At 35.9% G+C, this 26,120-nt stretch carries 16 protein-coding genes and 4 pseudogenes; 10 read left to right on the top strand and 10 right to left on the bottom strand.

Annotation, left to right across the window (positions count from 1 at the left end):
- The first annotated feature begins 130 nt into the window (after positions 1 to 130).
- From LEP1GSC059_RS14920 to LEP1GSC059_RS14890, 7 genes are all read left to right on the top strand, one after another.
- The gene (locus LEP1GSC059_RS14920; RefSeq protein ID WP_002180213.1) at positions 131 to 568 is read left to right on the top strand and encodes a Spy/CpxP family protein refolding chaperone; all 438 of its coding nucleotides are present in this window, start codon (positions 131 to 133) and stop codon (positions 566 to 568) included.
- Positions 558 to 1,103: an RNA polymerase sigma factor gene (locus tag LEP1GSC059_RS14915; RefSeq protein ID WP_002180252.1), complete on the top strand. Its 546-nt coding sequence runs from the start codon at positions 558 to 560 to the stop codon at positions 1,101 to 1,103. The genes LEP1GSC059_RS14920 and LEP1GSC059_RS14915 overlap by 11 nt, the downstream gene beginning before the upstream one ends.
- Positions 1,093 to 1,356 (top strand): hypothetical protein, encoded by a 264-nt coding sequence (locus LEP1GSC059_RS14910; protein WP_017214006.1) that lies wholly within the window; start codon positions 1,093 to 1,095, stop codon positions 1,354 to 1,356. Before LEP1GSC059_RS14915 ends, LEP1GSC059_RS14910 begins: the two co-directional genes overlap by 11 nt.
- 1,005 nt (positions 1,357 to 2,361) lie before the next feature.
- Complete coding sequence (locus tag LEP1GSC059_RS14905) at positions 2,362 to 3,252, top strand: YHYH protein (RefSeq protein ID WP_002180137.1); 891 nt, start codon at positions 2,362 to 2,364, stop codon at positions 3,250 to 3,252.
- Positions 3,239 to 3,799, top strand: coding sequence for a toxin-antitoxin system YwqK family antitoxin (locus LEP1GSC059_RS14900; protein WP_017214004.1), 561 nt, complete (start codon positions 3,239 to 3,241; stop codon positions 3,797 to 3,799). Before LEP1GSC059_RS14905 ends, LEP1GSC059_RS14900 begins: the two co-directional genes overlap by 14 nt.
- Positions 3,800 to 4,381: 582 nt before the next feature.
- Positions 4,382 to 5,095: an SCO family protein gene (locus LEP1GSC059_RS14895; RefSeq protein ID WP_017214003.1), complete on the top strand. Its 714-nt coding sequence runs from the start codon at positions 4,382 to 4,384 to the stop codon at positions 5,093 to 5,095.
- 388 nt (positions 5,096 to 5,483) lie between these two features.
- Positions 5,484 to 5,837, top strand: a complete 354-nt coding sequence (locus LEP1GSC059_RS14890) for a single-stranded DNA-binding protein (RefSeq protein WP_002153428.1) — start codon at positions 5,484 to 5,486, stop codon at positions 5,835 to 5,837.
- A 505-nt stretch (positions 5,838 to 6,342) separates the two neighbouring features.
- On the opposite strand, the gene LEP1GSC059_RS14885 is transcribed toward LEP1GSC059_RS14890, so the two are convergent.
- The 5 genes and pseudogenes from LEP1GSC059_RS14885 to LEP1GSC059_RS14865 form a co-directional block, all read right to left on the bottom strand.
- On the bottom strand, positions 6,343 to 7,020 hold the full coding sequence (locus LEP1GSC059_RS14885) for a response regulator (protein ID WP_002180235.1): 678 nt from the start codon (positions 7,018 to 7,020) through the stop codon (positions 6,343 to 6,345).
- Between the two features lie 513 nt (positions 7,021 to 7,533).
- Positions 7,534 to 8,625: an SDR family oxidoreductase gene (locus LEP1GSC059_RS14880; protein ID WP_017214001.1), complete on the bottom strand. Its 1,092-nt coding sequence runs from the start codon at positions 8,623 to 8,625 to the stop codon at positions 7,534 to 7,536.
- Positions 8,626 to 8,666: 41 nt separating this feature from the next.
- Positions 8,667 to 9,602: an MBL fold metallo-hydrolase gene (locus LEP1GSC059_RS14875; RefSeq protein ID WP_017214000.1), complete on the bottom strand. Its 936-nt coding sequence runs from the start codon at positions 9,600 to 9,602 to the stop codon at positions 8,667 to 8,669.
- A 69-nt stretch (positions 9,603 to 9,671) separates the two neighbouring features.
- Positions 9,672 to 12,000 (bottom strand): annotated as a pseudogene (locus LEP1GSC059_RS14870) (FAD-binding oxidoreductase).
- Positions 12,000 to 12,809, bottom strand: a pseudogene (locus LEP1GSC059_RS14865) (class I SAM-dependent methyltransferase); the annotation flags it as partial. The pseudogenes LEP1GSC059_RS14870 and LEP1GSC059_RS14865, both read right to left, overlap by 1 nt.
- Before the next feature lie 81 nt (positions 12,810 to 12,890).
- Here LEP1GSC059_RS14865 and LEP1GSC059_RS23205 point away from each other — a divergent pair.
- A pseudogene (locus tag LEP1GSC059_RS23205) lies at positions 12,891 to 13,664 on the top strand (IS5 family transposase).
- Positions 13,665 to 13,672: 8 nt separating this feature from the next.
- Here LEP1GSC059_RS23205 and LEP1GSC059_RS23200 read toward each other — a convergent pair.
- The 4 genes and pseudogenes from LEP1GSC059_RS23200 to LEP1GSC059_RS14840 all read right to left on the bottom strand — a co-directional run.
- Positions 13,673 to 13,837 (bottom strand): annotated as a pseudogene (locus tag LEP1GSC059_RS23200) (class I SAM-dependent methyltransferase); the annotation flags it as partial.
- An 812-nt stretch (positions 13,838 to 14,649) separates the two neighbouring features.
- A complete protein-coding gene (locus LEP1GSC059_RS14850; RefSeq protein WP_036027109.1) occupies positions 14,650 to 17,961 on the bottom strand; it encodes an efflux RND transporter permease subunit in 3,312 nt (1,103 codons plus the stop codon).
- 1,633 nt (positions 17,962 to 19,594) lie between these two features.
- The gene (locus LEP1GSC059_RS14845; RefSeq protein ID WP_017213994.1) at positions 19,595 to 20,119 is read right to left on the bottom strand and encodes a hypothetical protein; all 525 of its coding nucleotides are present in this window, start codon (positions 20,117 to 20,119) and stop codon (positions 19,595 to 19,597) included.
- A complete protein-coding gene (locus tag LEP1GSC059_RS14840; protein WP_036057768.1) occupies positions 20,116 to 20,583 on the bottom strand; it encodes a hypothetical protein in 468 nt (155 codons plus the stop codon). The genes LEP1GSC059_RS14845 and LEP1GSC059_RS14840 overlap by 4 nt, the downstream gene beginning before the upstream one ends.
- 161 nt (positions 20,584 to 20,744) lie before the next feature.
- Between LEP1GSC059_RS14840 and LEP1GSC059_RS14835 the strand changes: the two genes are divergently transcribed.
- Positions 20,745 to 21,431, top strand: coding sequence for a hypothetical protein (locus LEP1GSC059_RS14835; RefSeq protein ID WP_002180119.1), 687 nt, complete (start codon positions 20,745 to 20,747; stop codon positions 21,429 to 21,431).
- Between the two features lie 490 nt (positions 21,432 to 21,921).
- On the opposite strand, the gene LEP1GSC059_RS14825 is transcribed toward LEP1GSC059_RS14835, so the two are convergent.
- Positions 21,922 to 24,453, bottom strand: a complete 2,532-nt coding sequence (locus tag LEP1GSC059_RS14825; RefSeq protein WP_017213991.1) for a cyclic nucleotide-binding domain-containing protein — start codon at positions 24,451 to 24,453, stop codon at positions 21,922 to 21,924.
- A 125-nt stretch (positions 24,454 to 24,578) separates the two neighbouring features.
- Between LEP1GSC059_RS14825 and LEP1GSC059_RS14820 the strand changes: the two genes are divergently transcribed.
- Positions 24,579 to 25,754: a DUF1343 domain-containing protein gene (locus LEP1GSC059_RS14820; RefSeq protein WP_017213990.1), complete on the top strand. Its 1,176-nt coding sequence runs from the start codon at positions 24,579 to 24,581 to the stop codon at positions 25,752 to 25,754.
- Positions 25,755 to 26,120: the final 366 nt, after the last annotated feature.

Genomic DNA, 26,120 nt, shown 5'->3' with positions numbered 1-26,120 from the left:
GCAATAAATTATATTTCGATTTGTTTTGAATTAGAACGATTCGATTCCGAATTACTTTTTTTGAATTCTAAAAAAAGCGGAACCAAGTTTGACGTCTTTGGTCAGAAGTGTAGATAATGGGGGAAATCCAATGAAAGGATTTTTTAAAGTTTCCGGTTTGATTCTTTTGGGGACGATTTTATTTACCAGTGGTTGTAGACATTATAGGTCTCCTGAAAAAAGAGCGGAGTTTGTAGTAAAAAAGATTAATTCCGAATTAGATCTAAATGATTCTCAAAAGAAAGAACTCTATCGGATTAAAGATGAGATTTTGTCTAAAAGAAAGGAACTCAAATTACAAGGCCCTAGAATTCCGGCTGAAGTTCTCGCAGAGTTTCGTCAGCCGACTTTAGACGAAAAAAAAATTAACAAGTCATTTGAGTTAGAAATGAATAAGATGATTGAGATGAGAACCTTTATGACAAAAAAGGCAATCGAATTTCATTCAATTCTAACTCCGGAACAAAGAAACCAACTGGTGGATTTAATTACAGAGTTCCAACAAAAACATCGTCATCATGATGACTGAATCCGAATTTACGGAAATCGTTAATTCCACCCGGGACACGGTCCTCTCTGCGATTGAAAAAAATCTCGCAGAGAGGTTTTATTATGCTATAGATGATGTGGCTCAAGAAACGTATTTTCGTGCTTACAAAGCTCTCAAAAAAAATCAATTCCGCCAAGAATCTAAACTCAGTACTTGGTTATATACGATCGCTAGAAACGAATCTTTAAGAATGAACGATAAACTTAGAAGGGAAGAAGCGCGCGCGGAGAGATTGATCAACTCCAAAAAAGAGGAAGACTTTCTAGAAATCAATTCGAATCTGAACGAAAACTCTGAACGGAATTCTCAGGAAGTAATTGGATTGTTACGTTCACTTTTAATTAAAATTCCAAATAAATATAGAAAGGTTCTAGAATTTTATCTTGCAGGGTATTCCGAAAAACAGATTGCAAAAACGATGGGTGTTAAACCTGGAACCGTTAAATCAAGGGCGGCGAGAGGAAAAGAAATGATGAAACGAGTTGGCGCGAAGGAGAAATTTTATGAAGAATGATCGAACTTACTCTATGAAGTCGGAAATCCTCAAAAGAAAAAAAGATCAAGATTGGGTGACACGCATTTCTTCAAACGTAATTCAAATGGATCGAAAAGAAATTAGAAACAAACGTGTGTTAGGTGGTTCTCTCATTTTATTTTTAGGTTTGAGTGTTTATGTTAGCTTTTGGTTTCAGGATTTTGATCCTGGAGATTCGGATCTTTTGAGCACTGGTGTTTTTGAAGAATTGGAGAGTGCTTTGGATAAATGAAATCTTTTTACGTAAAAATTAACCTTCGTTGCTGTAAAATCTGAAAACGGTGATTTCAAGTAATCCTACAGATTCAGTCATATTACAAATTTTTAAACATTCATTTTTCGTGATTGGAATTTGTTTTAGTTCCCACATTTTAGAAATCGACTTATAAAGTTCAACTTTCAACTTTTTCAGAAAAATGAGTCATAGCCGAATTCAAGTTATTTAATATGAGTTCGGTTCGGCGTGAAAATAAGAAAGAATTTTCTAAAAATAGTAGTTCCTACAGATTACGTCTCTTTAGGTGACTACAAACTTTTACATCGTATTTTTTCACCATTAACCTAAAAAGTTGGAATAGAGGTGTTTGTTGGGTTTTTAAAACGACCCTGAGATTGAGTTTCCTAAAATGTGGGAACTACTGCGAAAATTGAACTGCTCGAAAGTTCGCAAATTGCTAATACGACCTAATTTGTAGTATAACCAGCCCGACAATTGAAGAGGATACGCACATTTTTCAAGTGTTCCGACAAGAATGAGCCTTTCTACTTGCAAAAAGTATGTTTTTCTGATAGAGAAAAGTCTCTCATCCCACCTGGATTGACCCATGGAAGCAATTCATTGAGTTGCCACCCACAATTAAAGTGGGGACGAAAGTTTCACGGAAAGATTTATCGTAATTCCGAAAGATTTATATTGAGATCTAAATGTTTGTGGGGTTGGTTATGAAATTGTGGGAACTACTGCATTTTATTAAAAATTTCTAAAGAATGATCGCGTAAAATTTCTTTGAGGTTTGGAGACAAGCTTTTAATTTTTCAATAACTCCACTTTTCTGAAGAGGTTCTATATTCTAATTTTTAGAATCAATTCATAACATTATTTTCATACGCTTTTTATTAAGATCGTCCCAAAATATAAATCCTTCTAAAATTTTAGTTCTTTATCTTATACTCAAGTGATATAAAATAGGCTCGCTTAAACCCAGTCCGGGTGTTCGAAAACAATGTAGGAGAAAATATGATTCAAAAATCAATTTTAATATTTCTGGTCTTTCTTTCCTTCGTGGCTTGTAAGAAAGATTCCAATGATGATGATCTTACAATAGCGGCTCTGGCTGCGCTTTCAGGCGGGTATTGTAATGGAAGTTCGGCTAATACTGGAATCACTGTATCTAAGAGCACGGCAACTTTAGATGCATCTTCAGGCTGCGTTACCGGAGTGACTACTTGTATGGATTCGGCGCTTCCTACTTGGATCAAAAATAACTTTAAATGTTCCGTAGCTTATGTATCTGGTTCCAGTTATATATTCAAATCTCAGAATGTTCCCAATACAAAAAGTTATTATTACGGTTCAAGTTCTCCTTTATTTGAAACACTTCCGGCAGGAAATATGTCCGCAGGAAATAATTCCGTTTCGAGTCAAAAATTTGTTTATACGATTCCTTCCAATCCTACAAAAGGAAGTGGAACTGTCGGAACACAAGGCGGACTTGTGTCGATAGGAATTACAGTAAACGGTCTTGCGATTTTTAATAACGCAGCCAATCCTCCTGATACTCTCGCAGTGGAAGCTCAGACATTTGATAACTTTGGAGGTCATCCTCAAAATACAGGAGTTTATCACCATCACGCTGCGGTAACAAAGGTAAGTAACAACGATTCAAATTTGATCGGAGTGATTTTGGACGGTTATGCGCTTTACGGAAAAAAATGTGATAACGGAACTTCGTCAACTGGAGACGACTTTGTCCCAACCGATCTGGACAATTTGCATGGACATACCAAAGCGACGGTTCACTTTTCTACTCCGACTTACCACTATCACTTTGCTTCCGATGCTACTGCAGGAATTGACACTTTGATGGGTTCTTTTTTTTACGGAACGATAGGAAGTGTTTCCAACTAAATCGTTTTTCATACTTTCGATTATCTTGATGGTCGTCACCTTTGTCGGCTGTCAAGAAGGAGAGACGATTGAAAATATAGATTCGAACTTACAAACGTTCCAAGGCCGATTTTATTATAAAGGGAAACTTTTCACCGGATTTATCAAAAAAGAAATTCCAGTTTTGGGAGAGATAGAAACAACCCAATTTAAAAACGGTTTAGAAGATGGTGAAATGATTTCTAAAAACAAAGCCGGTCAGTTATTGGAAAAAAGATATTTTAAGAAAGGGTTAAAGGAAGGAATTCATAGGGCTTGGTTTCCAAATGGAAACAATCGATTGTATTCCGAGTTTCGTTCCGGAAAGTATATTTACGATCGTTGGGAATGGCACGATAACAATCGCCCTTTTATCTACGAAAAATTTGATGAAAACGGAAAGCTACTCGTTTCTAAAAAATGGAATCGGAATGGACAGATTTTTATGAATACGGTAATTGCAAAGGACGGAAGTTCTATCGGTTTACCCGGAAGCAAAATTTGTGAACCAATCAAAAGTCCGGATTGATCGGCTTTCATTTTTACCGAAATCGAATTTTAAAACGTCTACTTTTAAACAAACGAACTTTTTCATTGTGTTCGAAAAAGTAATTTATTCTTTTTAAACAAAAATGAGCTTTATAGTTAACGCGAGTTTAGTGTAAAAAAGTTATAAAAATGGAACTATCGTACAATAAATTTTTCATTGTACGACTCCGCCAAACGGCAATTTTATGAAGAAATATTTATCCTTGAATTTTATGGTAGTTATCTAAAGTGAAAACTTTGGATTCGACTCTGTTTTTTGCAGAAAAATTATATTAAAAACTCATAAAAAAGACAGAAAAATTGAGTATGAAAATTTTTGAGAAATGTAGGGTTTTTACAAATTATGCCAATTCTGGTTAGATACAATTTTTTGAGAACTTTTCGTCTTTGTAAAATTTGACTGTTAACTTTTGGTATTGTTTTATACGTCTGAGTAGTACAAACTACTTCAAAAATATTATAGAGCGACTATAATTGGATTTTAAGTAAAAATAAAGTATTTTTGAGATGGCTTTTAATAAAAAGTTGGTTTAAAAAAGTAAACTTAGTATGTAATTTATTTATGAAGTTAATATATTATTTTTTTATTATATTATTTTTTGTTTTTTGCGAAGATACAAAAGATAAATACCATTCTGAACTCACTTATTTTTCTTCCCCCCAGGAAGGGGTTCTTCCTTATTTTAAGAGTGAAGTGATGGATCCTTATTGGCCGGAAGCAAACGGTAAATTACCAGACGATCTTAAAAAGGTCCCGGAGTTTACTCTTCTTACCCATGAAAACCATACATTTAACAATCAAAATTTGAAAAATAAATATACGTTAGTCGTATTCTTTTATGCGAAGTGTAAGGGAATTTGTCCCATGATTACCAGAAATATGTTGAATTTTATTCCTAAATTAGAAGATCAAACTGATCTTCAAATCGTTTCGATTACCGTAAATCCTGAGATTGATTCGGTGGGAGTTCTTAAAAAGTTTAGAAATCAATATAAGATTGTTCAAAACAACTGGATCTTTCTTACAGGTTCCAAAAAAACGATTTATGATTTAGCAAGAAATCAGTTCGGCGCGGATATAAAGTTAATTTCTGGAAAGGATGACTTGAACGATTTTGTTCATACAGAAAATGTATATTTGATCGATAAAAAAAATTTTTTACGTGGAATATATAGAGCCAAGGGTTCCGGAGATTTGGAAAGATTGAAAGTAGAATTGAATACTCTGAGAAAAGAAGATAAAAAATTGGCAATCATTTCGTTTAACATAGATTAACGTAAGTCCTGTATAATAGATTGATTTTATAAAACCTGATTTTTCTGTAAAAATAAAATGTGGGAACTAACACAAACTTAAATTTTACAGTTAGATTTTGAAAATGTAGGAACTATTACAAAAGCTAAATTACAAAAAACAAATGTTTAAAAATTCAGAATGCAACTTAATCTGTGGGAACTAACACGTTTTGTTAAGGTTTTAAAAAGAGATTGATTTTAAGGATCAAATTTCTTCATCAAATCGCTTTTTGGTGATCATCAAATCAAACGCTCATTTTATAAAAGTTCTCTCAAAAAAATTTAAGATTTAGGCTCCACTCAGTTCTTGTCAGGAACCGTTGGTTATAGAGGAAAAACAATTTTTCCTTACAATAGGAGTATGAAGAATGAAAAACATAGCGCATATCATTTTGGATGGGAATCTTACTTCCGATCCGGAAATCAAAACCTTAAACAGCGGAAAGAGTGTCGCTACATTTACGATAGCGGTCAACCACGATTATAAATCTACTTCGGAAGAACCAGGAGAAGTTTCTTTTGTAGAAATCGAATTGTGGGATCGTCAGGCAGTAAACGCGCACGAGTATCTCAAAAAAGGAAAAAAAGCAACCGTCATTGGTGAACTTCGCCAAGATCGTTGGAAAGCACAAGACGGTAGTAATAGAAGTAAATTGAAAGTAGTCGGACAAATGATTCGATTTGATGGTTTGCCTGGAAAAAAAGAGAGGGACGTGGCTTAGATTTTTTAAGGGAGAATCTAAAAAATTCTCCCTTAGAAGTTTGTCCCAATTTTAAAACCGTGAGCGTGGGAACTCTTACATTTTCAAAATAGTTTATAAGTCCTTAAAGTGACTTAACTTGTGGGAACTAACACAAATTAAATTTTACAGAAAGATTCTGATGCAGAACTATACGGAAATTGTGTGATAGAAAAAAAATCGTTAAAAACCATAAGTCACAGAACAAGACAAAATCTGTGGGAACTCTCACGTTTTGTTATTAATGACTTAATCATAAATTTGCAAACTCGACGTAAGACATTTGTCTTATAAAACCTGATTTTTCCGTAAAAAATAAAATGTGGGAACTAACACAAATTAGAATTTTACAAAAAGATTTTCAAAAACTCAAACTTTGTAATTTAAAAACGAAAAAGCAGAAGAGAAACTCACAACTCATACGACAAAATATTTAAACGTAAAAAACCAAATTCGAATTTACGATTCATTGATCAATAAAATCCAATCAATGTTCCGTCTCAATTGTGATATCGTCTTTTGAAATTTCATATTTAATCGCTAAACGATCCTTTAGAGAAGAAAGAAGTTGAGTTCCATTTTTGAAATAAAAAAATTCAGGATTCACTTTGATTAGAATACTTCTCAAAGAAGGAAGTTCTTTTAAAAAAAATGCAATTTCTTGAACAAGTTTTTCTATACTCTTTCCGTAAGGACATCCTTTTAATTCAACCCCAACCCCTTTATCTGTGTGAGTAAAAGGAAGAATTTCAAATGGATATTCTTTCTTATCGATCAATGAATTCGTTTTAATTCCCAATGCCTGACAAATTTTTTCGATCAGCACCTGAGTATCGATCGGTTTTAAAAGATAAGCTACAAGTTTCTTATTATACGCAGCCTGAATGATCGTTTCTTTTTCGTTACTTACGGTTAAAAATATAATTGGAGTCATTCGGTTCATATCCGGAATTCTTTCCAAAAGATCAAGACCACTGAGTTTAGGCATCCGATTGTCAGTAAGAATCAAGTCGTACCGAATCTTTCTCAATTTGATTTCGGCGGCGACCCCATCCACAACGTGATCTACGTCAAAATTATATCTTTCTAAATGACGGATTAAAAGTTCCGCATTGCTTTCGTCGTCTTCTGCTAGTAGGATAGGATAAGTCGGCGCAACTTTCATAATTCATCGGGCTCCTTAAAATTTTAAGAATACATATCTATCTTTTCATATTTTTTTGACAATTTTTTTAGGGCCAACAAAGAACGTTTTTCATGTGGAAAATTCTTTTTCAAAAAACGAATTCTTCGAGAAAAACTATTTTCGAAAAAGTCTAGCTTCGTTTTTTACAAAATGAAATCTATCCTTTTAAAGAACTTTTAAGACCGTTATTACCAATCTCTATATAACAGAATATCATGAACTTTGAAACAAATCCCAACTTTAAGACGGATTTTGGGTATTCTAATGTATAACTCTCGATAAAAATAAAGTTCTGCGATAAGAATTGAAAATAACGTAAGAAAATGAGAAAGAATTTTCTAAAAGCATAAATTCTTACATTAGAGTTGTTGAAAAATGAATCTCAATCAGTTTTTTATGGAAACAGTCGATTACAGCAGTTTTGTTAATATGGAATTTTTCAACAACTCTAATATCCTTCTTTTAATTTTCCTCTAGACTTTTTACCCCAAATTATACAGTCGAATGCCCAGAACTCTTTTTTAAAAGGATCCCGGAAGAAAGTATTTGTTCTATATGTTCCGTAAACGTTTCAGAGATCGGTCTATAATTCAAACCTAAATCTTTTTTACTGTAAGAATGATCTAGTTCGAAATCAATTCCAACGTTATGCGAAATATATGCCCAAGACAATCCAAAAAAAGGGCCGATCAAGTAAGTTAAAAATTTAGGAAGAGAATTTTTTGGAATGGGAAAACGATTTCCATATTTCTCACGAATTATGTTTGCAACTTCTAAAAATTTCATCGTAACCGCAGAAACAATATGACGTCCTTTAGCAGAAGGAGTAAAACCTGCAAGTATATGAGCTTTTGCCACATCTCGAACGTCCACAAAACCAATCCTCATATCCGGAACTCCCGGAGCAAACTTTCCGTTGATCATAGAAAGCATAAAGTTCACACTCGTTCCATCGGCTCTTTCTGAAACGGAAGGTCCCATGACAAAAGAAGGATTGATCGTAATTAAATCCCACTTGGATTGTAAATCGGCAATCCTCCAAGCTTCTTTTTCCGCCAAAGTTTTAGAATAAGGATAAGGTTGATGTTTCAAACTACTCGTCTTGTTCCAATGTTCTTCGGAAAAACGATGATTTGGAATCGAAAGAGCTTCCACATTGTCACCCATCACTGCGGCTACGCTCGAAGTTAAAACGATTCTTTTTACCGTCGAACTCGCGTTAGCCGATTCGAGAACGTTTTTGGTTCCGAAAACCGCGGGTTCAACGAGTTCTTTTTGAGGATTTTTGATTCCGTCTATAAAAAACGGAGAAGCCATGTGAAGGATCAACTCAACCCCGCCCTTGTCCTGGATCGCATTTAAAAAAGAGCCTTCTTTTAAAAGATCCGCTTCGTAGAGTTCCAGTTTTCCCGGAAAACGTTCCGCGAGTTTGAGAAGATGGGAGATTTTTTTGGAATCCGATTTGTTTCTTACCGTGGCTCTTACGGAAATTCCGTCTTCCAATAAATAACGAACCACCCAGGATGCGATGTAACCAGCGCCTCCCGTAACAAGAACCGGTTTAGAACGGTCGATTTCTTTCATTTCGTTTCTCCGATAAAATGGAACGAATCATTCCAAATTGATTAATTACGTTTTTCTGATAGACTTTGATGTCCCGGGTGTACTTGAATTCCGGGAAACTTAGAAGCAAGGTCTTTCAGAAAACTTAGACCCGCCTTGTTCTTTTCTTGGTCCGCGGTAAAATCGCCTGGAGGCACGTTATTCTCCCATCCCCAAGCGGTATGACAAGAATCTCCCAAAACGAGTTGATATCCGTTCGAACTTTGAACCAGAAACGCAAGACTTCCTTTGGTATGACCTTCGATGTGAAAAACAAGTAGAGATTGATCTCCGAAAAAATCGAGAACCGGATAAGAAGAATCGTTGGGCGCCGACGCGAAACTCAACTCGGACAAGGCCGGATTCTCACCCAAAAGTTGATTGGTGGTTCCTTGAACGAAGGAGTTGATGAATTGTTTATGAGTTGCCTCTTGCGGTCCCACATACAAAGGAATTCCCGATTGAAAATCCTTAGTTCCCAGAACATGATCCAGGTGCATGTGAGTTAGAAAAATTCCTTCCAACTTCTTAGGATCTTTCTTGAGCCATTCCGACGCAGTCAAATGAACCTTAAACGCGGCGGTATTCATCACGGATGCGACGAGCCAGGAAATCGGCCAGTCCTTCGGATCCTTTCTAAAGGCTTCGGACATTCCGGTATCGATTAGATATCTTCCGAACTTCGGATGATCGATTACGTAAAAGTAGATTTGAATCGGTTCGTCGCCGGATTGAAGCGAAGCCGCTTTCGCCTTCGGATCTTTTAGATTGATCAACCCTCCGCGATCCGCAACCCAATCCGCGGCGAGTTTTTTCTGAAATAGAAGCGGGCCTTTCGGATTCTGTTTTAAGTCCTTTAAATCGAACTGTTTTCCCAAGGTCACGGGCTTGGAAGAATACGAAGTAACCGCACACGAAAGAAACAAGATGAAACAGGAAAGTTGTAAAAGGTATCTCATGTTTCGTAAAATTCCAAATAAACGGAAATCATCAAGACGGATTTGAAATTCGAATATAAAATCTCTCGATCAATAGTCGAATATATGATCCACCTTAAATCCGTTCTTTACCGAGTTTATTAGAATCTCATGAAGTCTTGAAACGGGAGCAACTACAGCCACCCGTTTTTGATTCGGCTCGGTCAAAATATTCCATTCGTATAACACTTCTTCCCGATCTCGAAGATTTACTTCGCAAGGAACGATCAAGGTCAAAAGGATTTGACGATTTCCCGCAATTTCTACAAAGGAAATATTTTTACTTACAAGTTTAGGAACGGTTTGTGTAAAAGTTTGGTATCTAGGAATTGATAAAATATTACTTTTACCATTCTCTTTTATCCAAGCTTTTAACTCTAATGTTTCAGGTTCGTAAACGGATTCGGTTCCCAATCCAATCAATTTTCCATAAACCGCTTTTATAAGAAGTTCAGTCGAGAAGAAGAATCTTCTTTCCCATCTTCTAACAAAACTCGTATTGTCTCCGTCTCGAATCGTCCAAAATTCCTTGAACTTGGAATAGAACGGATACTCGTACCAAGGTCGAAGTCTTACGAAGTCCGTGTAATCCCTTGCAACTTTTTGCATATAGGCTTCCACATTGGTTTCGGACGTAAGCCCGTTGGTCCCGGCAATCCATTCCGTACATCGTCCGAACGTATTTTCATACAAGGACTTCAACATCAACTCCGCGGAATAACTGACTCCAATTACATTGATCATAAGATGATACCCCCAGTTGAATTCATATGAATTCCAGGTTTTTTTAACCACCTTGCCGTAGATTTTCCAAAACTGAATTATACTCGAAAAATATGGAAAATCGCTTGGTAAATTATACTTTAGAAAATTTGCATATTCTTCCGAGCTGAACACGATATACCATTCTGGCAAAGTTAGAAAGGTCTGATCCTCGTTGCGCGTATAATCCTTAAGAGAATCCAGGGTCAGTCTGATTTTCTGATCGTCTTCGTTGTGAAAGTAATATTTATCCCAGAGTTTGTTTCTGAACTTATACTTCGGATCCAGTTTTCTTTTTAACGCGAAAAAACGATTCGCATTCGGATACGCCTTGTGAAACTGAGTTACGGTCGCGTGCAGTTGATACGGAAGATAATAAGCTCCTCCCACGCTCGTAACCGCGTCGATTAATTCTCGGGTCCAAACTCCAACTTCGTTTTTGGCGCTCGCGTAGACGCGTTGTTTATAATAAATGACGAATGAAAAAACCTCGCTTCTTCCCCAAGCCATCAACGAACCCGAATCCTGTTTCGCATGACGTATAGAAATGTTTACTACGTTTACGTCGTGTTTCTGTAAAATCGATTTCATCAAAGGATAAAACTTATCAAACTTTTCTACTGGAATAAAATACTCCTGTAAAACATAAGTACTGATTCTTCGATTAGGAGGCTCCAACTCTTGCACGTCATAGCTAGCCTCGTAGTTTCTCCAGAGAACCCTATCCTTACGATAATATAAAGGATCCGAAACAGCTTCTCTCAATTCTTTTCCGTAAGGTAATTCCGTTAACCAGAAATAGATTAAATTCTCCAACCAATAACTTTCTTTAACTGGAACGATTCTATCGTTTACGGTAACCGCTTCTTCTGTTTCTTCCCAAGTAATCGTATTTACATTTTCATATGCAGGAGGATAAATATCTCCGTTATGAAACTGAGCTTTTGGATTATTTCGTATGTTTTTTAAAAAAAAGTTTTTATATTCGGTAATTGGAATTTTTTTTTACAAACCGTTTTATCTTTTTATTTTCAGTCAGTTCCAAAGTGACTTCTACAATCACTCCAATTCCTCCGTAACCACCAACGGATGCAAAAAAGATTTCTGGATTTTCCTTAGGACTTGCTGTTACGAGTTTTCCATCGCTTAACACTAATTTAATGGAACGCACCGATAAAATCATCGGACCATATCCTACATATCTTCCGTGTGCGTTTACACTTAACGAACCGCCGATTGTAAAATTTGAATAAGTCTGTTTAATCTGAACGGAAAGATCAAATGGGTCGATCGACTCTTGTAATTTTCTCCAAGTGATCCCCGATTCCACTGTGATCAACTTCGTCGTTGGATCAAAGGAAAGAATTTTATTAAATTCCCTCGTATCAATAAATAAAGCGTTCTCAGTTGCGATTTGCCCTCCCATGGAAAACCTACCACCTCCGATGGAAATAGGACCTGAATGATTTTTAATCAATTCTTGAATATCGCCTAACGTAGTTGGAGTAACTACTCGATTTACTCGGATCGGATTAATCTGAGTAACATCATTGACGACCTCTGGATCGGCAAAAATTAAACTTACAAAAACAAAATGAAGTAAAACAAATTTTTTCATTAGGATTTTACAAATGCCATTAAAATATTTTTAGTAGGATCTCCTTTTTGAAGGACATATTTTCTAATAGGGTTGAGTCCAAATTGACTAACTCTGTTTTCAATTTCTACGATCGAAGTAAAATTACGAACTTGTTCAGAAGCTTCTCTCCAAGGAATCCCCAATCCAACATTATACACATCGTGAGCCAAAGACACTACTGATTCCATTTCTTTAGAATTTACATTATGATCTCTTAATATAAATGTTCCTCCCGGTTTTAAAATCCTAGAGATTGATTTGATAAAACCGTCCAATTGTTTAGAAGGAGAATGATGAAAACCTATAAAATTAGTCACTAGATCCAGGCTTCCTGATGGTATCACTTTTTCCTCAATAGGATCATAATTTCCTAATGGAATGAACGTGCCTACCTTTGTAATCTGCCCTCGTTCCACCAAATCTTCCGGACTATATTTAGGTTCTAAATCGTTTAAAACAAAAACGTTTCCTTCAATTTGAATTTTCTTTTTTAGATTTTTTATATATCTTCCTAAAGTACCAATTTCAAGGTAACCATTAAAACGACTTCTTTCTCCCAGCAATTCTAATATTTCCTGCGAAATTTCAGTTTTTTGTTTATTAAGAGCTGGAAGTGCGTACGTTAAAATCCCTGCAAAAGGTTTAATTTCAGGAATTCGTTTCAAGATGGTTTCGTAAATTTCCTGATCTGTTTGTTTCGATTTAGAAATTTCGAATATAAGTTTATGAAAACTTTCCTCAGGATAAAGATGATATACGTTTTGCAAAAATTGAAAAAAATCATCTCTCAACTAAGAGCCGGTCTCAAAACTGTTTGTAGAGAGAAAGGGTAATAATATCAATGTGAAATGGACAAATATTATTCAGAGATACCGGATGCACTTTGGAAACAAATAGCCCCATTAATCCCGAAAGAAAATGTAAATCCGAAAGGAGGTCGCAATCGAGTACCAACACGAGTAGTAATGTCAGGTATCATCTATCGAATGAAAACAGGCTGTCAGTGGCGTGCCATTCCGAATGAGTTTGGATCAGGCCAAACTTGTCACAGAAGATTTCAAGAATGGGAACGAGCAGGAGTATTCAAAAAGATTTATAAATCTATTTTAAAATATTATGATGTAAAGAATCAAATAGCATGGGACTGGGCTTCGATGGATTCGGCAATGGTTAAAGCTCCCAAAGGGGGAGCTTAACTGGGAAAAACCCTACAGACCGTGCCAAATTAGGGGTTAAACGGCATATTCTTACAGATGGAAATGGAATTCCTTTGGCAATTACATTGACTGGAGCTAACGTTCATGACAAACACGGTGTAAAAGATACGTTGAATTCAATCCTAATATTTTCCGGAAAAAGAAGAAAGAAGCCAAAACATATTTGTTTAGATAAAGGTTATGATTTCAAAGATATAGAAGTTTTAATCAAAAGAAGAAACATTCAATCTCATATTCGGAAAAAAGGTGAAAAGCCTCTCATCGGTAAATATAAAGGAAAACCTAGACGTTGTCGTTGAAAGAACTAACAGTTGGCACAATCGATTCAGGGCTAACCTAATTCGTTGGGAAAGAAAATCTGAAAATTATCTTGCATCTCTTTATCTCGCAAGCTCTATCATTGCTTTTAACTTTTTTGATAGGTAGTTTTGAGACCGGCTCTTAGTATCCAAATATACATTTCTGAAATTGGAATTTTGATTAGAAGATAAAAAATTTAATTTGTCATTCTGATCTTTAGAAAACAAATCAAACACGAATCCGCTTAAAAACACATAGAAAAAAGACTTCAAAAATTGTCTTCGATTTAGATCTTTCATACAGGGAGTCAAATTGAAGGATTTAAATTTTTATACAATTTTAATTTCTAAAATCAGTTGCTGTCGAGGGACCACAAAAGCGAGACGTTTGGTTTTCTACTCTGCAATTTATACAGAATGGAATGAGTTACTTGAAAGCGTAAAAACTACTACAAAAATTCAGTATTTGTGGGAACTACTGCATTTAATTAACGTAAGTTCGATGTAAGAAAATGAAAAAGGATTTTCTAAAAATGTGAATTCCTACATTTAGATTTGTTCGTAAAATCGTGATTTGTGGTAGTTCTGACATCATTTTACAGAAAAACCTAAGTTTTGTGTGAGTTCTCAAACTTGAATACGACAGATTCAATTGTTATAAACTTCTATTTTTAAATTGCGGTAGTTCCCACACTTTAGAAATCGATCTGTAAAGTTCAGATTCCGGCTTTTTTCAGAAAAATGAATAGAGTTGTTGAAAAATTAATTCGCTACTAAGTTTTTGTTTCATGAAAACGGTCGATTGAAGCAATTTTATTGATCGTCACTATGAAATTTTTCAACAACTCTAATTATGATCGAACTCACGTTTCGTCGCATTGAGTTTTTTTATTCGCCAAGATTTTCTTGCACCGAATTCATGTTAATTAGAAATTTCGAAAGGACTATTCTTCGAAACCTTAGAACAAGTTCTAAATACAAAAACAATATTTCTGCATGATCAAACCGGCTGACACAAAATTGGCAATATAGTCCGGTTTACTTGAAAACGATCTCAAATACAAATTTGGAGAACCTGTCTAAGACAAATTCTCCATTCAAAAAATTGAATATTATTTTTTGTTCTTTTTAGGAAGTTCCACTTCGACTTCTTCCTGTAAAGAAGCCCACTCTTTTTCGTAAAACTTCTGTTTGTTAGTAGAAGCTACGTGTTGAACCATGGACGCATTCATATCGTATTCAGGACGGAATTTACTTTCGATCCATTCTCTAAACCGATCTATAAATCCAAAAATAGAAGGTACTACCACAAGAGTTACCACTGTGGAAAGTATCAACCCTCCTATGATTGCGATCCCCATTGCGGTTCTAGATTTTGCGGCTTCTCCAAATCCAAGCGCAATCGGAACTGTTCCCATGATCATCGCGAGAGAAGTCATTAAAATCGGCCTAAGTCGAACAAGACCCGCTTCGTAAATGGCGTCGTTTCTAGACATACCTTTTTCTCGCATAGATTGCATCGCATAATCCACAAGAAGAATCGAGTTCTTTGCAACAAGACCCATAAGCAAAATCAAACCGATCATCGAAAAAAGATTGAGCATCTCTCTCGTTAACGCCAACGCGAAAAACGCTCCTGAAATCGCTGGCGGAATTGCAAACAAAATTGTAATCGGAGTAATAAACGATTCGTATAACGAGGCTAAGACGAGATAGATGAACACAAGAGCCAATCCGAATGCGAGAACTATATTCGCTAAAAGTTCTTTGAAGTCTTCCGATTGTCCTTGGAAATTATATCGAATTCCAGGTGGCGGAGGTAATTCTTTTTTGAGAATTTCATCCGTAATCCGAGTCGCATCTTGAACCGCACCCCCCGGAGCTAAATTTGCATTGATCACGATTGTTCTAGCACGATCAATCCGATTGATTCGAGAAGGCCCCGCTGTTTCTTTACCTACGCTGATCGCAGAAAGTGGAATCAATTTGTTAGCGATATTCGGAACCTTAGTTTGGGCATAAGCCATTCTCAAGTTTCTTTGATCGGGACGAAGTCTCATCTTCACTACGTATTCAATTCCTCGATCGTAAAATTTACTGACCTCGTCTCCCGCAATCTGATACCGAAGTTCAGAACCAGCAACTCCTGGAAGAACTCCTACGAGCTGCATTTTCATATTATCTAAATGAATTTGATATTCCGGTTTCCCCGCTCTATAATCTGTATCCAAATCCGCTAGATCGGATAGGGACTTTAATCTTGTAAGTATCTTTTTAGAATAGGCTTCCATCTCCGCTAGATTTTCGCCTTTGATTACAAGTTGAAACGGATATTGAATCCCACCTCCCACGGCGCTATAATCGGATACGGCAGGTCTTGCATATTCAAAAGGTTTTAAGAGTTCTCTGATTCGATCTTTAACTTGGGTTGTAGTCAGTTTTCGTTTTTTAGAATCTACTAATGTAATTGCAAGAGTTCCCGCGTTGGGTTCTCCCCCATCCGGTTTACCGATGGTCACTGCAATCATTTCCATTTCAGGAATTGTTTTCAGAACTTCTAAAACTTGATCCGCTACTTGTTTGGTTCCGTTAAGACTAGTTCCAGGAGGTAAATCTAAGGTAACTAAAAATTCTCCCTGATCGTTTGCAGGTAAGAATGTACTTTTTACCAACTTTAAGGATAAGATCGAAAGAATAAAAATTCCAAGTGAAAGTAAAAGAACCATTCCAGGTCTTCTTAAGGCGATTTTCATTACCTTTCCATACTGTCTTTCCAACCAAGTTTGGAATTTATCGAATAGTTCCACGGCCTTATTTGGTTTTGCGTTGTGATCGATTTTACCAGCGAAGTAAGCAGAAAGCATAGGTGCAACCGCAAGACCGTCAAAGAGAGAAATGAGCATCGCAAAAACTACCGTCAAACCGAATTGTTTAAAAAATTGCCCCACGATTCCGGAAAGAAATCCCACTGGTAAAAAGACGGCAATTACAGTTAAAGACGTTCCAATAACAGCTAACGTCACTTCAGTCGTTCCGGTTTCAGCCGCTTCCATCACTCCTTTACCTTCTTCCAGTTTTCGGAATATGTTTTCTCGAACCACGATCGCATCGTCTACTAACAATCCCACCGCCAAAGAAAGAGCCAAAAGCGTCATAACGTTGATGGTAAAACCCATCATCCACATAAGAACAAAGGCACCTAACATAGAGTTAGGGAGTGCAAGTCCCGTAATGACCGTAGAACGAAAATTTCCTAAAAAGAAATAAACCGTAATGACAGCGAGTAAGATCCCAATTACGATCGCTTCGGTCACGTCCTCTACGTTATAACGAATCCATTTCGATCCATCCCGAATCAAACGGATCTTTGGTTTTCCTTCTAAATTTTGAATTCCTTCGTTGAGTTTACCAATCCTTTTGAGCACTTCATCCGCAACAGAAACCGTATTTGCACCTGATTGTTTATAAACATCTATGAACAAAGCAGGTTTAGTTTCTTTAACTGCAGTTGTGGAGTTTTCGTTTTTGCCTTTGAAAAGATTTCCAATCTTAGTAAAGAAAGAAGCTTTTTCTTCTACTCCTTCTCCTTGGGAAGCCCAAAGATAACCGATTGTTTCTTCGTCTTCGGTTCCGTCTCGAACAGTTCCCAATTGTTTGATTAAAACTGCATTCCCTACTTCACCGCTAAAAGAAACGATTGTATTTTCGATTTGAGAAAGAGATTCATACCTACCTAAAGTTCGATAAGAAGTTTCTTTAGAACCAGATTCAAATTTTCCGACAGGAACGTTTAAACCCGCAGTTTTCAATCGGTTGGCGATTACTACCGTAGGCATCTGATAAGAAATGAGTTTATTCCGATCCAGTTCAATTTGAATTTCTCTTCTAGTTCCACCGATCAGTTTTACCGAACCGACACCTTGAACTTGTTCCAATCTTGCTTTTACGGTTTCTTTAGCGAGGTCATACAACTTTGCCTGATCCAAGTCTGCAAACAACGCAAGACGAACGATCGGTTGGTCAGCAGGATCAAAACGAACTACTTTAGGTTCTTTGATTCCTGTAGGAAGTTTTGGTTTTACGAGGCCGACTTTATCTCTGAATTGTTGTTCCGCGTATTTAATGTCTGTATCAAGAGTAAACTCTCCAAATACCACGGAGACACCTTCTTGATTTCTGGAAGAAATTTTTTTCAGACCAGAAATTGAAGACAATTCTTCTTCTAAAGGTTTAGAGATAAGTTCTTCGATTTCTTCCGGACCAGCCCCTGGATAAATCGTAGCAACGGAAACAACGGGAATGTTAACATCCGGAAAAAGATCCACTCCCATTCTTCCCATAGCAACCCAACCTGTAAGAAGCATTAGGAGGACAATACTACAAATAAAAATAGGTCGTTTGATCGAAAGGTGGGCGATATTCATAGAACTACCTCAAACATTACTACCAGTGAGTATTCAGCTTATTAAAAAAGAAATCAATATCAAATTTTTGTGAAGAAATTTTGAATATTCTTAAAATAATTTATTGTATAGGTGATTTTATTTTTAGACTCAAATTATATTCTTAAAATTAGTTCTTCTAGGGAAACCCAATCATTTTGAATTTTTTCCAAAGAAATAGGACGTGAATTCGACATAAGAAAACTATAAAAAAGTAGTAGTTATCAAGATTCAGTGGCCCTTATATGAATTTAATCTGGTTCTTACATCAAACCTACGGAAACTTTTATAAGATTCAAAAGTGTATTAAAAATTCTTAGAATTTTGGATTTATTTTTTTCTAATCGCTAATGTTATGACTTCCAATTTTCAAAAAAAGAAATCTATACACGTTATTTGGAATCAGAAATCAGCTCTACTTTAAAAAGAATCAGTTAATGAGCAGGGCGTAAGGCATTCATTTTTCTGAAAAAGTTAAGATCTGAATTTTATGGATCAATTCCTAAAATGTGGGAACTCATACTGTTTAAAAATTTGTAATGTGACTTAACTTGTACGAACTACCACAAATCACGATTTTACAAACCAATTCTTAAATTGTTAGAAACTCACTTTTTGGAAAATCATTTCTCATTCTCTTACGCCCTGCTCACGTTAATTATGAGAATCACTTCGGCAATTACAATGGGAAAACTGGATTGGCTTCTCAGACGCAAGTCCTCATTCTATTAAACCTTAATTTTTTGCTTCTATCTTCTTGCAAAATTCAAGTGATAAAAGGAAGTAAGATTTATTTTATCATTCTACAATTACCCGGAATTTTTTATACTCCTACAGAAATTTACCCCTCGTTAGACGGCGTTACATGATACCCGGACCAGCTTTTTATTTTTACTTTTTTTATGGTAATTATTTTCGGTTTTTGTGATGGACGAAAACTTTCCACATTATCGGGAGTTTATTAGAGTTGTTGAAAAATGAATTCTCCATCTGCTTTTGTTTTATGAAAACTGTCAATTGAAGCAGTTTAGTTAATCGTCCCTATGGGATTTTTCAACAACTCTATTGTTATTTTTAGTATATTATAATATATTTTATTTCTCAAAAGGGTATATTTAAAATTCATTCCAAAGTTTACACGACTCCTCCAATCTATTTTAACGTGAGTTCGGCATAACAAATGCGAAAGCGATTATTATGCTGCGATCCATAGTGAGCAGCATTGAGTTTGAAAAATTCCGAAGGAATTGGAGCGAAAACGAATAACTCAGCGTCTCGCTTCTATGGTCGCTCGGGAAACTCAAAACGTTGCTGCCTGCTGTCGCAACGTTAGGTCGTGAGCCATTTTAACTATGAAATTTGCGAGCTGCGACGACGACCCGTAGAGAGTCGTTGCATTGAGTTTATTATTCGCCCCAATTTTCTTACGTCGAACTCACGTTATTTTAGATCGATGATTTTTCGGAATTGTAGTGGGTGTTATTAGTCAAAGATACAGAACGTCTTTTATCTGAAATTTTCGAAAAAGAAAAATCAAAACTATCTAGGCGATTGGCCAATTTGTTTGGGAAGAAGTAAAATAGAAACTTTTCAAAGAAAAAGTTACAAATCGAATCTATGAAATAGAACCAAAACCTTCAGGAAGAGCTACCTTAGGGGATTCGTTCGATTCCGGAATTAGAATTGATTTACCTTGAAATCGAATTTCAGCTCCGTCTATCGTTTCTTCTAAAAAAGGACTGAGATCAGAAAGACAATTTCGATCTAGTCTGAATTTTAGCTTTTTATGATTTAAAGTTTTAGCAAAAAGGCAACCGTTTACGTCTAACGCAAAAATCAAATCCTTTAACGAATAGACAAAACTAGACTCTGCAAGAAAAAATAACATGTTTTCCGATTCTTTACAAGCGGTGAAATGGATCGGATAACCTTCCAATTCCAAATAACCGTTTTCCCTCAATTCTCCAAAACGATTGTCTATGTAAATTCCAAGTTCATCTTCGTGAAGGTTTTGGCGAAAGTAAGATAGGATTTCTTTTTGATCGATTCGATTCCCCCTAAAGATCCAGAGATCTTTAGAATCTACGAAAATTTCGCTATTAAATCTTCGAACAGAATAATGATCTGTAGAATCCTTCATTGCAGATTATCCTTGTAACGATAAGCAACACCTTCAATCACTCCCATTTCGTTGTTTACATAACCAATTACAACCGTATTACCGTCTCCGTTTCCGGAATGGACTAAAACGGGTGGAACGTTTACAATTCCTTTTCCAGTAAAAATAACACCATCCATATGGTTGATAAACAATTCTTTTTTGAGATTGGTAATCAGATAGTCCGGGATTCTACCATCTGCAAATGAACGAATAATGATTTTGCCGTATGTACGATATGGTTTTGGAGGAGAAGTATTACGAATTTCGATTTCGTTCCAAGAACTTTTATGAGAAAAACCGAATTCTTCTCTTAAAATTGTATCTGGGATAAATTCTATAGACTCGCAAGAAAAAAGAGTGGAAAGTAGAATTGGTACAAAAACAATCTTCGAAATCTGTAAAAAGATGCGAAATCGTAAATCGTTTTCCGTTTCCGGACACATGAGTTCCATTCAGAAAAACCGGAAATTAGGTGCAAGTGTTTTAATCTTGTTTCTTTGTGATTGAGAAGCGAGTTGTTCAAAGTAAATTCAATGTTATGATAAAACGGGATAAGGGAAAACAAGCTCGGATTTCAATCTTGCCGTTCTCTTAAAACTTCAAAATGGAAGATACAGAATTAGGGAAAAAGTCCAGGGAAAACGTATTAAAAATCGGTTATTGTTCTTTGGATGAAATCGAAGAAAAGGTCAAAGCCTTTCGAGTAATGAATCAGGGCGCGACCAAAAAAAGATACATTATTACGAGAGAACCTGTCCTCGATTCTTCTGGAAAAACAATTCTTACTAAGGCCGCCGAGATAGATATATCTGCAGCAAAACTTTTGAGAAGACATTTCAAAGGTTCTCAAATGTTCAAAACATTTCAACCGGATGAAGGGATTGTTATTATTTCGGACATGACTTCTGCGGAAGGAGTTTCCTTTACGATGGATATTGTAACACAGATCATGAACTTAGGCGGCGGTGCTTACGAAGGTTTTATAGATCGTGTAGATAGTTTTGCAGAATTTATAAATTTATTACAAAAATCTCTTTTTCCAAAACTGATCATTATTGGTTACATTGCACAAAGTCAGGTTCAATCCGAGTTGTTGCATTTCGTTCGAGTTAAAAGAGTAGATAACTATCTGAGAGCGGTTGAACTTTCTCACAGTCATTATAAAGCGGTTCCTTATTTTCCGAAAATTAAACAGGTCGAAATTTCACAACACGATTCTAAAAGTTGGGGACGTTTTGTAGTAGAAATCATTCGAGAATATACCCGTCCTTATCTTTTGGAAGAAATCTAGAATAGAGTTGTTGAAAAATAAATCCTCCTTTCGTTTCAAACTATATTCATTTTTTATTATATTTTTCGCAAAACCAAAATGTGGGAACTCTTACAAATTTTTAAGGGCGATCTTTTCTAAGAGACTGAATCTGTGAGAACTAACACATTTTTTGCTGGGAAACCAAATACGATTGAACAACCTTCTAATCAAACGATCGTAGATTTTATTTTATTCTTTTAAATTCTAAAAACCAAAAACGCGCAAAAACCTTTAATAAACGAAATGTAAAATAACATAAGTTTTAGCGTAAGAAATCCACGATTCATTTTCTGAAAAAGATTGGAATCTGAACTTTGCAGATCTATTTCCAAAATATGAAATTGCACAAAGTACCAATTATTCTTACAAACCATCTCGAAATAAAAAAGAATTGAAAGTTGATTTAAAAAACGAAAAAGCCTGACAGGTTCCACTAATTTCTCAATTCTAAAAAATTAGATTTCAGAACTTAAACTTTAAAGAATTCCAAGTTCTCACGCAGAGGATCTGGAAGGCTTCCCAAAGCGTTGAGATACTTTTTATAACGGTTTTCTATTTCAATATATTTTCGATTTCTAATATTAATAAATCGGTTATGGATCTCTGCAAAAGCGGGAGTTTTAGCCACTTTATCCCGAACCTGTTTACTGAAAGGAATATGTCTGTAAAAAATTCCACGAACCACTTTATTCAATCTTTGAACGCTTTCCGCTTCGTATTTAATCCAGAGTTGATAATCGTTTGCAAATATATCTCTATCGTTTCTAAAACGTTTGAAGTCGGAGGCCAACTTTTCTTTGATCTCCATCGAAAGATCTTTATTTTTCTTAAAAAATTGAATGTAATCCGTGTAATCCGCGGTAATAGAAGGGTTACCCACATTATTCCACTCGGCACCTAAAATGGATTTGGTGAGTTCCCAACGAAAAGCGGCCAAAGCATCAGCTACCATCGTTTTCAAGTCCCCTTGTGCAAAAATAGGAATTACAATTCTTCCAGGACTTTCTTTGGAACCGGCACCTCTGTGAATGGAAAGGTCCTGCCACATCATCACCTTAGTTCCGATAGAAGGAACTAAGATAAAATCTGGGATCACACATTTTTGAATGAATTCTTTAGTAATTCCTAATTCGTTATTATTATAAATTATTTCTCTATGAAAAATAGAATAATCGATCGCCATCAGATCGTGAACTACTTCTTCCAGAATTTTTTTGGTAACATAAGACTTATCAATCGCCATCTGACTATGAAACTTAGTCAAAATCGGAAAGTGAGTCGCAGGACTACCCGAAGTGAGCCTAACGTTTGCCTCATACAGTGAAGCGAACTCAAACTTAAGCCTAGTTTCTGGATTGTCCAACTCAGGCGGAATATCCGATTCTTTTTTGATATTGATGTTTCTATTTTCGAGTTTTACTTTTTCAAAAAAGTTCTGCCCCATCTCGTCCAAAGAAGTAGGAACTTCCCTTTTAAATACCTTTTCTAACCATTCAGTTCCAAGTGAAATGGGGACATTGGAAGTAAAGCTGGCTGGATCTTTCTGAGTGTACATAAAAGCAATTTGAGAATCGTCTACTAACGTTTCATCGAAATAACCGTACTTTAACATGAGTTCAACTGGTTTAGGAACGTTTCGGTTAGAGTTTATGTACTTCGTAAAACATTCCTGGTACATATCCCAGTAGTGTCTTCCCAAAGTTTTTCTGATCTTTCTATTATCACCTTCCGGATCGAGAGGGTTCTTTAGGCTTTTTACCTTTACCATGAGAGCGGAAAATTCTTTTACTTTTTCTGCTTCCAATCCGGAAAATTGAATGATAACAGATGCGGAATTATCTAACTCTTTACGAATCGCATCAACATCCACTCCCGCTGCTGCTGCTGCAGAAGATGTAACTGTAGTTTGAACTTTGGGAGCAGTCTCTTCCATTTTTTTCGCAAGTGTAATTGCTTTGGATTGAAACGCTTGTGTGTTGGGAGAAATATTCGCCACAGGAACACCAAAAAGAGCCTGATGTCCATTTTTATACTTTTCGATTTTGCCCGCAAAAGCGCCTAACACAGGTACTACGAATTCTGTGGGAGCAGTGCCGTAACCAGAAGAAGTAATATCTAAAATGAGATAGAATTTTTCTACGAGACTACTTTCACCGACAAAAAAAATACGAAATGCTTCGTCCAAATCCGTAAGACAGGTTTTGAGAATTCCGGAAATTTGATCCAATACGTTTGCTAGTTTAGAACAAACATAGGCGAGCATGGAAGGATCTGCGGTAAATAACGCATTCAGAATTTTAGGATCTTGCATTACCAATTTGCGAATAAAATTGAATTCTGCATCTTGAAAATCGATTTCTTCGGGATAAAGTCTTGTAAGTTGAGATTCGTGTTCTTCTTCTAAAAATTGAGGACTAGGTCTGTCTGGCAGAATACCTCCGTTATCAAAAAACAATTTCAAGTTTTCTCTACAAAGACGCATAACCGGATCGACTACGTCAGCCGAAACCTCTGGAATTGGAGAACCAGGTTTAATGTCCGGAAATCCACTGGGATTGAATTGATAATATAGAATCGATAGGTTGTCGTTTACCTTTTCGATTTCAGAAGTAATCTTTCGGATCTGATTGGATTTTTTAAAAAGTTCTGTGATTTCTCTCAGTAGTGTCCTTGCGATCATAAGCCCTAAAGAAACACGAGAACCTACACTTTTAGAAATCGTATCTCGATTCATTGCATAAGTAGAAATAACGCAGGCTTCTTCCGCTTGAAGATGAAACGGATATCTACCGCTCGTAAAAAGAGCTACGGACCCAGGAGTCAAATTGGCTCCATTCAGTTTGAAAAGTTCTAGTTTTCTACCACCTGGAACTTCGGTCAGATAACGAACCGTTCCACTATGAAGTAGGTTTAGAGTATTTGCGGAAGAACCTTCTGAAAACAATAAAGTTCCCGCAGGGGCTTGTGCTTGTTGTTGTGGAACGGAGGGATCAAATGCCATATTGGGATTAATGAAAAAGAAACTATTTCTTATCCATAGAGAAAACAATTTTTTGGAAAAAGAATTAAAAAACCGTTTTGAATCGGCTTACTTTTGAGTGTAATTCTCGTTAAACTTGACTCCTTATGCCTCTTAAAGAGTATATCGGAAGAATGAATAAAATTGAAAAGTTGCTTCGTATTTCCAGAATTGGAATGATCACTAATCAAAGCGCTTTTGGACCAAATGGAGAATATCATTTTCAATCCATTCATAAACGTTACAATCTAAAAAAAATATTCCTTCCCGAACACGGACTTTTTGCAGAACTTCAGGATCAGGTTTCCGGTTCCAATCTGAGATATAATCTGGACGAAGTAGAATTTATCAATCTTTATGGAGATCAAGAATCTAGTTTGGTTCCAGATTCGGTTTCTTTAGAAGGATTAGACTTAATCATTATAGATATCAGAGATACTGGAGCACGTTATTATACTTTTCTTACAACTGCTTATTATTTTTTAGAAGAGATTTCTAAATGGAATTCTTCAGGAAAAAATGAAATTTCAGTAATTGTTTTTGATTCTACCAATCCTGCGGGGAAAAAAGTCGAAGGATCTCCCCTTCAAAAAGAATTCGAATCTTTTGTAGGAGTGAGAAGTGTTTTACATCGTCATGGTTTGACTCCGGGAAAATTACTTTCTTATTACCAGAAAGAATTTTACTTAAACGTAAAAATCAAAATCGTAAATAAAGGATGGTACAAAAAGGAAAATTCCGAATTTAATTGGATTCCACCTTCTCCGAATATTCCATTTCGCTCAACTTGTTACGTTTATTCGGGTCAATGTCTTTTGGAAGGAACCAATCTTTCCGAAGGAAGAGGAACTACAAGACCTTTTGAAACTTTCGGGGCCCCCTATCTAAACGAACAAAACAATCGTATTCGAAACGTTTTAGAAGAATCTCAAAGAGGAAGTTTAGTCTTAAGACCTTTGAAATTTATTCCCACCTTTCACAAACATAAGGATCTAGTCTGTGGAGGTTTTCAAATCTTGTTAAAAAAACCGGAAAAGTTTCACAGTCTATTTTTTACCCTAAAACTGATTCGTATTCTTGATGAAGAATATCCGAACGATTTTGCTTATAGAGCCGGTGCATACGAATTTAGATCGGATCGTCCCGCAATTGAACTTTTGGTAGGAGATCGCTTTCTTTTGGATTATTTAAAAGGAAAACATTCTGATTCTATTGTATTCCAATATTTAAATGAACAAGAATACGTTTGGAAAAAAAAGTGCAAAGAGATGGGATTACATTAAAGCCGAGAGGTTTAGACTTCTTTGACAAACTCTGAATTTTTTGATTTTAAATCATTACTCTCATCTCTGCATGAAACCTTAGTTTTATGTTCATCGCAAAAACCAACAATCCGTTTTATAAAAGTTCACAGAATGATTCCATTCCTGATCCACGTTAATCTGTAGGACCTCCTTCAAAAAAGCCAACTCCGAGCTAAACGTTGTTTTTGAGTCTTACTGTAAAATTTAGATTTGTTCGTAGTTCCCACAAATTCTGTCTCATTGTAAGTTCATTATGGTTTTTGAAAGTCGTGTGGTAATTAAACAACGTGAGAGTTCCCACATTTCAAAGTCTTACTGTGAAATTTAGATTTGTTCGTAGTTCCC

This window comes from Leptospira noguchii serovar Panama str. CZ214, from assembly GCF_000306255.2.
In the GTDB taxonomy this organism is placed as follows: domain Bacteria; phylum Spirochaetota; class Leptospiria; order Leptospirales; family Leptospiraceae; genus Leptospira; species Leptospira noguchii.
The sequence above is the reverse complement of the archived record's forward strand: the minus strand, read 5'-3'. Positions and strand labels throughout refer to the sequence as shown.

Coding starts and splice junctions, on each gene's coding strand:
- LEP1GSC059_RS14920 (WP_002180213.1), top strand. CDS start 131: ATGAAAGGATTTTTTAAAGTTTCCGGTTTGATTCTTTTGGGGACGATT.
- LEP1GSC059_RS14825 (WP_017213991.1), bottom strand. CDS start 24,453: ATGGCATTTGATCCCTCCGTTCCACAACAACAAGCACAAGCCCCTGCG.
- LEP1GSC059_RS14850 (WP_036027109.1), bottom strand. CDS start 17,961: ATGAATATCGCCCACCTTTCGATCAAACGACCTATTTTTATTTGTAGT.
- LEP1GSC059_RS14905 (WP_002180137.1), top strand. CDS start 2,362: ATGATTCAAAAATCAATTTTAATATTTCTGGTCTTTCTTTCCTTCGTG.
- LEP1GSC059_RS14835 (WP_002180119.1), top strand. CDS start 20,745: ATGGAAGATACAGAATTAGGGAAAAAGTCCAGGGAAAACGTATTAAAA.
- LEP1GSC059_RS14840 (WP_036057768.1), bottom strand. CDS start 20,583: ATGTGTCCGGAAACGGAAAACGATTTACGATTTCGCATCTTTTTACAG.
- LEP1GSC059_RS14820 (WP_017213990.1), top strand. CDS start 24,579: ATGCCTCTTAAAGAGTATATCGGAAGAATGAATAAAATTGAAAAGTTG.
- LEP1GSC059_RS14845 (WP_017213994.1), bottom strand. CDS start 20,119: ATGAAGGATTCTACAGATCATTATTCTGTTCGAAGATTTAATAGCGAA.
- LEP1GSC059_RS14875 (WP_017214000.1), bottom strand. CDS start 9,602: ATGAGATACCTTTTACAACTTTCCTGTTTCATCTTGTTTCTTTCGTGT.
- LEP1GSC059_RS14890 (WP_002153428.1), top strand. CDS start 5,484: ATGAAAAACATAGCGCATATCATTTTGGATGGGAATCTTACTTCCGAT.
- LEP1GSC059_RS14895 (WP_017214003.1), top strand. CDS start 4,382: ATGAAGTTAATATATTATTTTTTTATTATATTATTTTTTGTTTTTTGC.
- LEP1GSC059_RS14915 (WP_002180252.1), top strand. CDS start 558: ATGATGACTGAATCCGAATTTACGGAAATCGTTAATTCCACCCGGGAC.
- LEP1GSC059_RS14885 (WP_002180235.1), bottom strand. CDS start 7,020: ATGAAAGTTGCGCCGACTTATCCTATCCTACTAGCAGAAGACGACGAA.
- LEP1GSC059_RS14910 (WP_017214006.1), top strand. CDS start 1,093: ATGAAGAATGATCGAACTTACTCTATGAAGTCGGAAATCCTCAAAAGA.
- LEP1GSC059_RS14880 (WP_017214001.1), bottom strand. CDS start 8,625: ATGAAAGAAATCGACCGTTCTAAACCGGTTCTTGTTACGGGAGGCGCT.